The organism is Psychrobacter sp. NPDC064578 (assembly GCF_044901245.1).
Classification (GTDB): domain Bacteria; phylum Pseudomonadota; class Gammaproteobacteria; order Pseudomonadales; family Moraxellaceae; genus Psychrobacter; species Psychrobacter cibarius_C.
In genome coordinates this window covers 252,978-265,216 of the sequence record NZ_JBJDPI010000001.1, presented here as the reverse complement: position 1 = coordinate 265,216, position 12,239 = coordinate 252,978, and the positions used below count along the sequence as shown (strand labels likewise).

10 protein-coding genes are annotated in these 12,239 nt (G+C 42.8%); 5 read left to right on the top strand and 5 right to left on the bottom strand.

What is annotated here, in order from left to right; all coding sequences use genetic code 11:
- Nucleotides 1–25 precede the first annotated feature (25 nt).
- Entirely contained in the window at nt 26–688 is a 663-nt protein-coding gene (locus ACI2JM_RS01095; RefSeq protein ID WP_404641483.1) for a PepSY domain-containing protein, read from the bottom strand.
- Between the two features lie 758 nt (nt 689–1,446).
- Entirely contained in the window at nt 1,447–1,650 is a 204-nt protein-coding gene (locus ACI2JM_RS01090) for a CsbD family protein (RefSeq protein ID WP_045443240.1), read from the bottom strand.
- 504 nt (nt 1,651–2,154) lie between these two features.
- Here ACI2JM_RS01090 and ACI2JM_RS01085 point away from each other — a divergent pair.
- Complete coding sequence (locus ACI2JM_RS01085) at nt 2,155–2,844, top strand: TetR/AcrR family transcriptional regulator (RefSeq protein WP_404641480.1); 690 nt, start codon at nt 2,155–2,157, stop codon at nt 2,842–2,844.
- 241 nt (nt 2,845–3,085) lie between these two features.
- The gene (locus ACI2JM_RS01080; RefSeq protein WP_404641478.1) at nt 3,086–5,299 is read left to right on the top strand and encodes a molybdopterin oxidoreductase family protein; all 2,214 of its coding nucleotides are present in this window, start codon (nt 3,086–3,088) and stop codon (nt 5,297–5,299) included.
- A gap of 98 nt (nt 5,300–5,397) precedes the next feature.
- On the opposite strand, the gene ACI2JM_RS01075 is transcribed toward ACI2JM_RS01080, so the two are convergent.
- Nucleotides 5,398–6,723 carry a D-amino acid dehydrogenase gene (locus tag ACI2JM_RS01075; RefSeq protein WP_404641476.1) on the bottom strand — a complete coding sequence of 442 codons (1,326 nt, stop codon included), beginning with the start codon at nt 6,721–6,723 and terminating at the stop codon, nt 5,398–5,400.
- A gap of 74 nt (nt 6,724–6,797) precedes the next feature.
- A complete protein-coding gene (locus ACI2JM_RS01070) occupies nt 6,798–7,571 on the bottom strand; it encodes a YgfZ/GcvT domain-containing protein (protein WP_404641475.1) in 774 nt (257 codons plus the stop codon).
- Nucleotides 7,572–7,896: 325 nt separating this feature from the next.
- Between ACI2JM_RS01070 and ACI2JM_RS01065 the strand changes: the two genes are divergently transcribed.
- The 3 genes from ACI2JM_RS01065 (at nt 7,897) to ACI2JM_RS01055 (ending at nt 11,693) form a co-directional block, all read left to right on the top strand.
- Complete coding sequence (locus ACI2JM_RS01065) at nt 7,897–8,250, top strand: zinc ribbon domain-containing protein YjdM (RefSeq protein WP_055123598.1); 354 nt, start codon at nt 7,897–7,899, stop codon at nt 8,248–8,250.
- Between the two features lie 111 nt (nt 8,251–8,361).
- A complete protein-coding gene (gene hemL / locus ACI2JM_RS01060; protein ID WP_404641473.1) occupies nt 8,362–9,663 on the top strand; it encodes a glutamate-1-semialdehyde 2,1-aminomutase in 1,302 nt (433 codons plus the stop codon).
- Between the two features lie 281 nt (nt 9,664–9,944).
- Nucleotides 9,945–11,693 carry an AMP-binding protein gene (locus tag ACI2JM_RS01055; RefSeq protein WP_404641471.1) on the top strand — a complete coding sequence of 583 codons (1,749 nt, stop codon included), beginning with the start codon at nt 9,945–9,947 and terminating at the stop codon, nt 11,691–11,693.
- 19 nt (nt 11,694–11,712) lie between these two features.
- Here ACI2JM_RS01055 and ACI2JM_RS01050 read toward each other — a convergent pair whose 3' ends face one another.
- Nucleotides 11,713–12,066, bottom strand: coding sequence for an Mpo1-like protein (locus tag ACI2JM_RS01050; protein WP_404641469.1), 354 nt, complete (start codon nt 12,064–12,066; stop codon nt 11,713–11,715).
- Nucleotides 12,067–12,239: the final 173 nt, after the last annotated feature.

Here is a 12,239-nt window from a genome sequence, read left to right as displayed (position 1 = left end):
CTATCAATTGAATGGAAGACATGCCCTAGTCTTTTTCAATCTTAATCACATTTAAATTTGGGTAACCAAGTCGTATTTCATACTCTTGCGAGCCGCGCTTGGCTTCAATCTCGAACACGCCGCGTCCGTTCTTTTCTTCCAGCTCAATGTCTTTGACCCGATAGCCCATGCCTTGTATTTTATTGATTGCACGTTGTTTAATTGCTGGATAACGCGAGTCTCTTTTAATGCTATCTTCGATATCGTCATTCTTATAGTGCTTACTATTCTTATGCTTGCCATTATTTTTATATTTGTCTTTCTTGTAATGGTCTTTGTCATATCTATCGTCTTGCCAAACATTAGACCAAGCTTTTTTATTCGAGCTAATAAGTTTTAGATCAGGATACGTGTATTTTAGCTCGTATGCTTGGTTGTTCTTTTTGGCATAAGCGGTCATTATGCGATTGCCACGGTAGTTATCGGATTTGATATCCATAACCTGATAGCCTTTACGGCGCAGATCAGCGCGTAGCTTTTGACTAATACGGTTATAGTCAGTGTTACCATAATCATCATTACCACCATATACTGGATAATTATCATATCCTGGACCGACGACGGTACACCCAACTGTAGTGCCCAATAATGCAATCGCAAGACCAGTAGATATAACGGTCTTAAATGAGAAAGGCTTTAGAGTTTTCATGATCCAATATCCTATAATATTTTTAAATTACCCGTCGCATCATTGCTGGTGATAGCCGAGCACGTACGCACTCTATAAATTGTTCATATAATCGTATTCATAACTTACTGGCAAATTAATTGTTACCATCGTCATTACCATTATGCGCTTTGAAATATTTTCTTACATTATCTATCATAATGGACAAAGCTTGATGATTAGTGTCTTTTGCGTTAATAAGTTGTAATCAGGGTAACGAATATGAATCATGTAAGCATATGCTTACACGTAATGACGCTTACGCGACTTAACATCAGGTTAGGAATTAGGCATTATAGTCACACGGCATTAGGGAATGTGACTCAAGGATTGAGTTGACCGCATTAAGGATAATGATTCACTTATTAGCATCAGGATGATAATGATAAGTGGAGTAAGGACACATACCCTTTGCTGCTATCAGTAGTTAATGCTGGTAGTTGTAGTAAAAAGGGCAGGATGCCCAGTATCACAATATGCTGAATATTATGCAAGGATGCATGGGAAACAGTGGTGATAGGTAACATGGATGGTTAACAATAAAACCGCATAACAGTTAATTGCTATGCGGTTTTATTGTGTCTAGACTTTGAGAAAAGCCTAATCCCTAAAGTAATCGATATTTGATTTAGCTTCTAGAAACTTCGCTAAATATATTTGTCGAAATTTAGATGAAGTGCTAGTAATAAAAAAACCGTATAGGCAATATACGGTTTTTTGTTTTTTGAAATTACAATAACTTAGTATTTATGTTCAGTACGCCATGCATCTACTTCACGTTCAGCATCATCTTTGCTATGACCATAACGTTCTTGAACTTTTCCGACCAATTTATCACGGCTACCTTCAACGTGTAATAAATCATCATCAGTAAGATCAGCCCATTTTTGCTTTACTGAGCCTTTTATTTGGTTCCATTCACCTTTTAGAGTATGTTCGTTCATTTTTATGTTCCTTCTTTTATTATAAAGTTGGTTATTGAGACAATTATTCCATCTGTCTTTAATCGACATTTTACTCAGCTGCTATCAGTACTTATGAATCAGCTAACTGGTGATATCTAATATAAGTGCTCACCATCGCCATGTCTGTATATGCAATGTTGAGAGTGTTGCTCCATTATTGAGATCTGCACAGCTATGTTATGCAGCGTCCATTTGTGTAATGAATGAAGTGTTTTATCAGTGACATACGTAAAGAGGATTAACAAGTCTGGCGATGATTTATAAAAAATGACGTAGTAACACGCTGTAAATATAGGAATAAAAAAAGTAGCTGTCATCATAAATGTGGCGGCTATTTTTTTATGATTGTTTTAGGATGGGTTAAAACGAATTATTAAGAATAAGTAAGGTTAAGCATTTAGTGATAGACTTCTTGTTTAAATGGCTATAACCTTATAGTTGAAATAACAATTGTTTTATAGATTAAGTTGGGGCAGGTTGATAGTGAATGTACTTAACAGCGTAAGTGCTACAAAACCGGAAACTAAGCGCGAGCTGGCAAAGGCGAAAACGCGTCATACGTTACTAAAAAGTGCCTTGCAGCTGTATAGCGTAGAGGGCGCTTTTGGTATGAGTATGAATAAAATCGCGAAAGGCGCAGGTATTGCTCAGCCAAGTTTTTATAATCATTTTGATAGTTTAGATGCATTGCAGCAGGTGTTAGGCGAGCAACTTAAAGGCAACTATTTATCGCCAATGCGCATGGCGTGGGTAGATATGCTTAAAGACTATCCAACGCTGTCTAAAGAGGATTTCAATGAGCGTTGTCAGAAATGCCTAACATTGATTTTTGATGCCGCCTTTCAAAACATCACTTTATTTCAGCGTTTGCTCGAAGACAGTCTGCGCTTTGATTCAAACATAGAACGTAACGGGTTGGGAAGTCTAATCATAGAGATAAGAGAAGAATGGACTAAAATATTTATAGCGGGGTTGCAGTCAGCCGAGTGCTCTTTTGACGAATCTGACGTTCATCTCTGTGTCGATATCGCTGCCGCCCAAGTACATGAGTTGATATTGGGATATCATCAACAGCGTTATTCACGGCAGCAAGCCATTGAAATGTTGTGCAAAAACTTTGATGGACTTTTTAACAGTTTTTTCGCCAAAGACAAGCGCAGAGTAAATGGCTAGTCATCCAGCTTATCAATGTTGCACTTTGGCTAATTCTCAGTGTTTTTAAGATTGTTAAAATGAGCAAATGTATTAACCTCATAAAACGGAATTTATATAGTGAAAGCAATATAGTCGATTCAATTGAAAAGTAGTACAAGGCAACCGAGTGTAACTGTATATTTAATACGTCAAGCGAGGTTAAAGCAGTAATACTTTTATAGTGGAATGACTATAGTAAAAAATAACAGGGAGCGCGACCATGGCTAGTGAAAAGAGTCACAAGGATGAACAAACACATTTTAGAACCTGCAATTTATGCGAAGCAATGTGCGGTATTGTCATCAAGCACGATGGAAAAAAGGTATTATCGATTAAAGGCGATAAAGACGATCCATTTTCTAAAGGGTATATTTGTCCAAAAGCGACTGCTTTGCAAGACTTGCATGAAGACAGTGATCGCCTGCGTCATCCCGTTGAGAGAACCGCTAACGGTTGGAAAGAGATTAGTTGGGCTGAGGCGTTAGATAAGGTGGCAGCTGGTATTCAGTCGGTACAGAAAAAACATGGTCAAAACGCTTTCGGGATTTATTTAGGCAATCCTAATGTCCATAATTTGGGCGGCATGTTAACCATTAAGCATCTATTAACCAGTATCAAGACGCGCAGTCGCTTTTCTGCGACTTCCATCGACCAGTTACCGCATCACATTGTTAGCATGCATCTGTTCGGGCATATGCTGCGCATCCCTGTGCCCGACGTCAATCGTACCAAATATATGCTCATCATTGGCGGCAATCCGCTGGCGTCTAACGGCAGTATTATGACCGCACCAAACATGCGTCAAAAACTAAAAGATATCAAAGCGCGTGATGGTAAAGTGGTGGTGATTGATCCACGCCGCACCGAAACCGCCGACATTGCTAGCGAGCATCACTTTATTCGTCCAGCGACCGATGTTTTGCTCTTGCTTGCCATGCTCAATGAAATTTATCTCCAAGGGTATGCGGACAAGGCACGCGCTAACAATAATAGAGCAGCGGCGCTCGCGCCAGAGATTGCACGCATTGCAGAGTTTGCCAAAGATTATAGCGCCGAGTCCGTCGCTGAGATTACTGGTATTGCGGCAGATGAGATTAAACGACTCGTCAAAGAATTTTGTGAAGCAGAAAGTTCGGTCTGTTACGGGCGCATGGGTGTATCAGTGCAAGAGTTTGGCTTACTGAGTCAATATCTAATCATGCTGATTAATATTGTCACAGGTCGTTTGGATGAAGTGGGTGGTCTGATGTTCCCCAATCCTGCGGTCGACGTGGTCAATAACTCAGGCTCAGGTTATTTAGGTAAGCGCCATAGCCGCGTGAGTAACTTGCCTGATTTTAACGGCGATTATCCCGTCGTGGCAATGGCGGATGAGATGTTGGTAGAAGGGGCGGGGCAGTTAAAAGGCTTTATGACTGTCGCGGGCAACCCTGTACTCAGCACGCCGAATGGTGAAAAGTTGGATAAAGCCTTTGCCAACTTGGACTTTATGGTCGCTATTGATTACTTTGTCACAGAAACCAGCCGTCATGCGCATATTATTTTGCCGCCGGTATCGCCACTAGAGCGCGATCATTATGACGTCACCTTTAACAATTTTGCCGTCCATAACGTCGCCAAATATTCAAAGGCATTGTTTGCTAAGCAAAGAAGCGCCAAACATGACTGGCAAATCTACTTAGAGTTAGCAAAACGCTTGGATAAAAAAGCCGTACTTGCAACCAAAGTCGAACGCCTAATAATAAAAGTTTTGGGTCCGAAGTTTGTGCTTAATCAAGGTCTAAAACGTGGGCCTTATAAGGGTCTCAATCTAAAGCAATTGAAGAAAAATCCACATGGAATTGATTTGGGATCGCTCAAAACCATGCTGCCACAAGCGTTAAAACACAAAGACAAGCAGATTCATCTTAATGTTGATTTTTATCAAGCAGATTTAGAGCGCGTACAGGAGATGATGCAGGACTATGATGACAAGCAAATTCTATTGATTGGTCGTCGTCATGTACGCAGCAATAATTCGTGGCTACACAACAGCTATCGCTTGGTAAAAGGTAAGCCGCGCTGTACTTTGATGCTGCATCCTGAAACAGCGAAAGAGTACGGTATTGAGGATGGTCAAAACGTAAAAGTCACGTCGCGTGTGGGTAGTGTGACGATCGTAGCAGAAGTGACGGATGAGCTGATGCCAAATGTCGTGAGTATCCCTCATGGGTGGGGTCATGGCCGTAAAGGGGTAAAACAAAAAATCGCTCAAGCGCATGCGGGCGTCAGTGTCAATGATTTGACAGACGATACCTTAATTGATCAGCTAAGTGGTAATGCGGCAGTCAATGGTGTACCAGTACAATTGGAAGCGATTGAGCCAGAAGCGACTGATTTGGAGACGACTGATTCTGATACTGATTTCGATATGAAATCAGGGAGCGCTGCATAAAATAGTTCTAGAATAAAAGTCTTCCATATAAAGAAAAAAGGCGCTTACTTATAATGGTAGCGCCTTTTTTACGTTTCTTATTCTTACGTTTCTTATTTTTACGATCCTAAGCCAACAAAATCAAAATCGACTGGCGGTGTCTCACCTTGTATTAATAAGCTGATCGCCTGCGCCGAACCGCAAGCATGCGTCCAGCCAAGCGTACCATGACCCGTATTAAGCCATAAATTATCAAAACTAGCATCCACATTATGACTGCCATGACGGACTTGACCTCTGTGCGCGCGCCCAATTAACGGCACATTAGAAGGTGTCATCGGACGTAGCCCTGTCCAATATTGCACAGAATTGGCAATGATACCTTTGGGAAACAACTGCTGCACGCGGCGGGTAATGGCTGCACAGCGGGTGCTATTTAAATCCAAATTGTAGCCGTTAAATTCTGCCGTTCCAGCGACGCGTAATTTGTCGCCAAGGCGTGATGTCACCAGCTTAAACTCATCATCAATGAGACTGACAAAGGGTGCTAGATGCGGGGCGTGAGGGTTGATTTGATAAGTAGCCGAGTAGCCTTTGGCTGGAAATATCGGCGCATGTATTCCCAAAGGTCTTAGTAATGACACACTATAGCTACCGAGGGCTAGTACATGGCTGTCTGCACTAAAGGTTTGCGCGTTTTCTCCCTTAGGTTGAATGGTAATACTATGTACATGCGGGCGAGCAGAATGGGCGTCAGTGTTTAACGCCAGAATCTCGGTATCGTATAAAAACTTAACGCCAGCCTCGATGCAGCGCTCGGCTAAGCGCTGGGTAAATAAATGGGCATTACCCGATTCATCACGGCTGGTATAAGTCGCACCTTTTAGCTTATGAGCAATAGGGTAAAGCGCAGGCTCTAAGTTAACAGCATTATTGATATCGATGACATGACGCTCACAGCCTAACGCTTGCATGCGCTCCGTTGGCGCAATGGCGGCATTAAACTCAGCTTGATTGGTATAAAAATGCATGATACCGCGCGTTTGCTGCTCGTAATCAATACCGATATCAGCACGCAACTGTTGTAGTGCATCTCGTGAATACAAGCCTAAACGTACCATTTGTACCAGATTGGCATCGGCTCTATCGGCACGGCACTCTTGCAAAAACTGCATCGCCCATTTGAGCTGCGCCTTATCAGCACGCAAGCGATACAGCAGCGGTGCATCCTCGCGAAACAGCCATTTAAGCGCTTTCATTGGAGCCGCTGGATTGGCCCAAGGGGTTGCGTGCGAGACAGATATTTGCCCACCATTGGCAAATGAGGTCTGCATACCGGCCGCTGGCTCACGCTCAATGACGGTCACATCGTAGCCTGCTTGGCGAAGGTACCATGCGGTGGTCACGCCCACCACGCCCGCTCCGAGTACCGCAATATGGATCATAGATTACTCTGCTGCTTTTTTAGTAAAAATGTTTTGAAGAGTGCTGCTTATTACGCGTCACTCATCATGTCGTACTATTTTTGACGCGCAACATCGGCTTGCAGCGCTGGCGGTAAGTCTAATATCGTAAGCTCACTCTCGGCTAAATGCTCTGGACGGGCAACGACCAATGCTTTGAAACCATTAGCATTAATAGTGTCATCGGTAATCGTATTAACCACCTGAATTTTTTCTAGCTTGTCACCGGCTGCTGGCACGTCACCTGCGCCGCTGACATAATGTAAAAACGCTTTTGGTGCTGCCTTAAAATAAATACGGGCAATCACTTCTTGACCAAGATAGCAGCCTTTATCATAGTCCATACCGCCGCGCTGATGCAGACGCAGCTCTTGTGGCTGAAACAGACCTTGGGTGGCAGCAACTATCCAATAGTTGCCAATGGCAAGACTCGCTTGCATCCACGCTTGGGTATCGGCTGGCGTATTATGGTCTTCTTGATGGCTAAAGGTTGGCACCTCATCAAGCACGCAAGGATAAATGGGCGCGGGCGCACTGGTGTCAAACTTTGAAAAGGCACCGAACTTTTTTAAATGGGCTTGAAAAGCCTCAGCGCAATCGGCGCTGATAACCACATCATAATGCTTTTCGGCTTGTTTTTTTATCCACAAACCAAAATCAATGCGACCTTTTAAATTGCTAAGCGCCGTTGCTTGATAACTGAGTCCGAGCTTGGTGACATCAGAGGTTAGCTGACCCTGCAAGAATTTTTCTGCATCTTCACCTTGAATCGTTAGTTGAACAAATTGTGGCAATGTTGATGGGAGGGTCGATACGTTTGATTGAGTCATTATTATTATCCTATTCATAAGTCGCTATCGTTATCAGTAGCCATAGCCTCAGATATTGTGGTGAATACTGAGTTATTAAAGTAATTGTTAAAGTAAATATTGAGGTTTTACCATCTAAAGATACATGGTCATCAAACCAAATTTAGTTAAAGCAGAGTACCACAAAACACTGTGTGATAAAAAACGTCCGCTGTAAGACATGAGCGAATCTATCAATTAGTCACAGCACCGCATTTACGAGCGAAGCGATTGGTTAAAGCTGGCGAGTTACGGTACAATGTTAGCTCTAGAATACACCCAATTTATCACGGCTGACGAGGAAATTATGAGCTTACCCAATTGCCCAAAATGCGATGCTGAATATACGTACGAAGATGGTGCGTTACTGGTATGTCCCATGTGTGCTCATGAATGGACTGCGGCTGAAACCGATGCGGCACAAGCCGAAGAGCAAGACGCGGTCATTCGTGACGCGGTCGGTAATGAGCTGCAAGATGGCGATACCGTCACCGTGATTAAAGACTTAAAAGTCAAAGGTTCATCGATTGTTATTAAAGTCGGTACCAAAGCAAAAGGTATTCGCCTGCTGCCCGATGCCTCTGATGGTCATGATATTGACTGTAAACTTGATGGCTTTGGGCCAATGAAACTTAAATCATCTGTTGTTAAAAAAGCATAAATTATTAAATGTGCTTTAAAAATCTGCTAAGCATTAACAACAAGACGCAAAATTATTTTTAATAAAATAAGACAGAACCAATATTAAAGAAATAATAAGTAGAGAATGATTATGAGCACTAAAAACGAACAGCTATTTGCGCAAGCTCGCAAACATATTCCTGGCGGCGTAAACTCGCCAGTCCGTGCCTTTGCTGGAGTTGGTGGTACGCCAATTTTTATGCACCGTGCCAACGGTAGTAAAATCTATGACACCGAAGACAATGCTTATATCGATTACGTCGGCTCTTGGGGCCCAATGATTTTGGGTCATGCCCATCCAAAAGTCATCGATGCGGTCAAAAAAGCGGCTGATGATGGTCTAAGCTTTGGTACACCAACGCCGTTTGAAACAACCGTTGCAGATAAGATTTGCGAGATCGTTCCTAGCGTTGAAATGATCCGTATGACCAGCTCAGGTACAGAAGCAACCATGAGCGCGATTCGTCTAGCACGTGGTTATACCCAACGTGACAAAATCGTTAAATTTGAAGGCTGCTATCATGGTCATTCAGACAGCTTACTGGTAAAAGCAGGCTCTGGTATGCTCGATATCGGTGAGCCAACCTCGAAAGGCGTGCCTGCTGATTTTGCTAAGCACACGATTACGATTCCTTATAATGATTCGCAAGCGATTAAAGATTGTTTTGAGAAATGGGGCGAAGAAGTCGCTTGCGTTATCTTAGAGCCAATCGCGGGCAACATGAACATGGTCATCCCTACGCAAGAATTCCATGATACGTTGCGTGCCGAGTGTACCGCCAATGGCGCAGTGCTTATCTTTGATGAAGTGATGACGGGCTTTCGTGTTGGACTTGGTGGTGCACAGGCACATTTCGGCATCGACCCTGATTTAACTTGCTTTGGTAAAATCATCGGCGCAGGTCTACCTGTTGGCGCTTTCGGTGGCAAAAAAGAAGTCATGTCTTGTATCGCCCCACTTGGCGGTGTCTATCAAGCGGGTACGTTATCAGGCAACCCGCTAGCGATGCGTGCTGGTATTGCGATGTTTGAAGACTTAACGGCAGATGGTTTTTATGACGAGTTAGCAGCAAAAGTTGATCGTCTAGTAGACGGTTTTCAAGCGGCGGCTGACAAACACGGCATCAACATGCGTACCAATAAATTGGGCGGTATGTTTGGCATGTTCTTTGTTAAAGACAATGAAACTGACACGCCAAAGAATTTCGATGACGTGACAGAGTGCGATATGACGGTGTTTAACACGTTCTTCCATGGCATGTTGGATCGCGGTATTTATCTGGCACCGTCTGCTTATGAAGCAGGCTTTATGTCAATTAAACACAGCAATGAAGACATTGATATCTCTATTAAAGCCGCTGACGAGATTTTTGCAGAAATGGCAAAAGCGTAACTGTTTATTCAGGACCTTATTTATTCAGAGCCTTGTTTATTTAAGACCTGTTTCAAATGTATGTAGTTACAAGAACCAGTATGAGAAATCATGCTGGTTTTTTTGTGCCTAATATTTATCCTTTTTTTATTTTCACTATAAAAGATAAAGATTTTTTGACGATGACTGCATAAATTAAAAAACCAAGACTAAGACAATTCCTTCTTTGGGTGATTGCAAAATAAACGATAAATTATGGTATTCTGAGATGAATCAAGACAATTGAGCAAGGATGCCAACTGATGACTACAAGCATTAATGATATGCCTAGCAGTAATACGCCACCGTTATGGCAAGCCTCATATGAGAAATATGGAATAAGAAATAATTTAGATGTATTAGAGGGAAAGCACAACCTGCTAGATTTGTTGCAACCCAAGATAGATCAGCATAGTGATTCTGTGGCTTTTAGTATGGGGCCCGCCACCCTTACCTTTGCACAATTGGATATTGCCAGCCGCCGTTTTGCTGCTTTTTTGCAAGCACAAGGAATCAATAAAGGCGACCGTGTCGCTGTGCAATTACCCAATATATTGCAGTATGCCGTGGTGTTACTTGGTTGCCTGCGAGCAGGCGCGGTATTGGTGAATGTCAATCCGATGTATACCCATTATGAATTGGCGCATCAGCTGACGGATGCTCAAGCTAGTGTGCTGATTGTCCTCGATGGGATGACCTCTGCTTACGATCAGTTAGATGATGCAGTCAAAGCGCAACTGTCATTGGTTGTACATTGTACCGCCAATCCGAATACTGCACCTGCTGATAACGATATTGCTTTGCTTACCCAACTTGAACCGTCAGCCGATACTACTCGTCAATTCAATCAAACCAACCAAACCACAGCTGATAATGCTGCAAAAAATATCTCAGAGCAGAGTGTAAGCTTTGCCCATATTATGAGTGCATACCACGCTGAGCAATATCAGCCTGTTACTATCGAGCGTGAAGATTTAGCTTTATTGCAATATACGGGTGGCACGACTGGCAAGCCAAAAGGTGCGATGCTCACGCATTACAATGTCATGGCCAATGTCTGTCAGTGTTATGCGATGTTTGGTCATGCGATTGAAGCTGGTCGTAGCGAGCAGATCAAAATACTGAATCCGTTGCCGCTCTATCATATCTTCTCATTTACCGTTTGCGGCTTACTAGGCATTTATGGCGGCTGGGAAGACATACTGGTCACCAATCCGCGTGATATCGATGGACTAGTCAATACCATCGAGCAGCATCGTCCGCATGTCATTCCTTCGGTTAATACCTTATTTATTGGTATGCTGCATCATTCAAAGTTTGCCAACCTTGATTTTAGTCGCTTGGCACTATCTATAGGTGGCGGCACTGCAATCATCAAAGCCGTATCTGATCAGTGGCAACAAGTCACTAGTATGATTATCAATGAAGGTTACGGCATGTCCGAAACTGCACCAGTTATCTCTTTTAATCCACCTGGTATAGATCATTTCAACGGTAGCGTTGGTCTGCCACTTGCGATGATGGATATTAAAATCATTGATGAACAAAGTGCAACTTGTGCAATAGGTACACGGGGCGAGGTTTGTATTAAAGGCCCGCAGGTCATGCGTGGTTATTGGCAACGAGACAATGCAGATACTTTTACAAAGGATGGCTACTTTAAATCAGGTGATATTGGTGTGCTAGATGAACATGGATTTTTGACGCTGGTGGATCGCAAAAAAGACATGATATTGGTTTCAGGATTTAACGTCTATCCAAACGAAGTGGAAGCGGCATTGACAGAGCATCCGAAAGTACTTGAAGTGGCGGTGGTTGGTATTGCAGATGAGCACAGCGGCGAGGTACCCAAAGCGTTTGTGGTCAAAAAAGATTCGAGCCTAACGGTAGAAGAGCTACAAAGCTTCGCAAGCGAACGTTTAACAGGTTATAAACGCCCGCAGTCATACGAGTTTATCGATGAATTGCCCAAAACTGCGGTAGGAAAAATATTACGTAAGTCTTTACGTTAGTTGAGGTAGTGGCGAGTTATTATCGTCCGATTTTATCAAATTTACGGTCTTTTAAGCTGAGTCTACCGCGTAGGACATCACTGTACATACGAAAGTCGCTAGCAAAGCTTTTTAAAGGAAATTTAAACGAGGCAGGTTTGTTTTTTTCAAAGAAAAAATGACCGACCCAAGCGCAAGCATATCCAGCAGCGATGCCTTTAAGTAATGGTTTTGGCGAAGCGGTTTTGACCGACTTTGCGAGTCCCCATAAGCCAAAGCTACTACCAGCAAAATGTAAGCGGCGGCAAGCCATGTTTTGATGTTCAGCTAAATAGAAGTCATAAAATTTTTGCTTTGTTGGACTGACGGTTGTCATCATGTTTTTTTTTAGCATTGCTGACCGCTTGAGTATCGGCGTTTTTGGTAGTGTTTTGTGTGGTCGTTTGATTCATTTGTTTAGCTTCCTTGCTAATCGTTTATTGAGTATAGATATTAGGGCGAGTCATTAGGGGGGCTTTCTTTTTTACTAAAACGGCTAGGCGGTCATTAAGTAACTGTTATTTATTA

Coding starts and splice junctions, on each gene's coding strand:
- ACI2JM_RS01095 (WP_404641483.1), bottom strand. CDS start 688: ATGAAAACTCTAAAGCCTTTCTCATTTAAGACCGTTATATCTACTGGT.
- ACI2JM_RS01090 (WP_045443240.1), bottom strand. CDS start 1,650: ATGAACGAACATACTCTAAAAGGTGAATGGAACCAAATAAAAGGCTCA.
- ACI2JM_RS01080 (WP_404641478.1), top strand. CDS start 3,086: ATGGCTAGTGAAAAGAGTCACAAGGATGAACAAACACATTTTAGAACC.
- ACI2JM_RS01075 (WP_404641476.1), bottom strand. CDS start 6,723: ATGATCCATATTGCGGTACTCGGAGCGGGCGTGGTGGGCGTGACCACC.
- ACI2JM_RS01070 (WP_404641475.1), bottom strand. CDS start 7,571: ATGACTCAATCAAACGTATCGACCCTCCCATCAACATTGCCACAATTT.
- ACI2JM_RS01065 (WP_055123598.1), top strand. CDS start 7,897: ATGAGCTTACCCAATTGCCCAAAATGCGATGCTGAATATACGTACGAA.
- hemL (WP_404641473.1), top strand. CDS start 8,362: ATGAGCACTAAAAACGAACAGCTATTTGCGCAAGCTCGCAAACATATT.
- ACI2JM_RS01055 (WP_404641471.1), top strand. CDS start 9,945: ATGACTACAAGCATTAATGATATGCCTAGCAGTAATACGCCACCGTTA.
- ACI2JM_RS01050 (WP_404641469.1), bottom strand. CDS start 12,066: ATGCTAAAAAAAAACATGATGACAACCGTCAGTCCAACAAAGCAAAAA.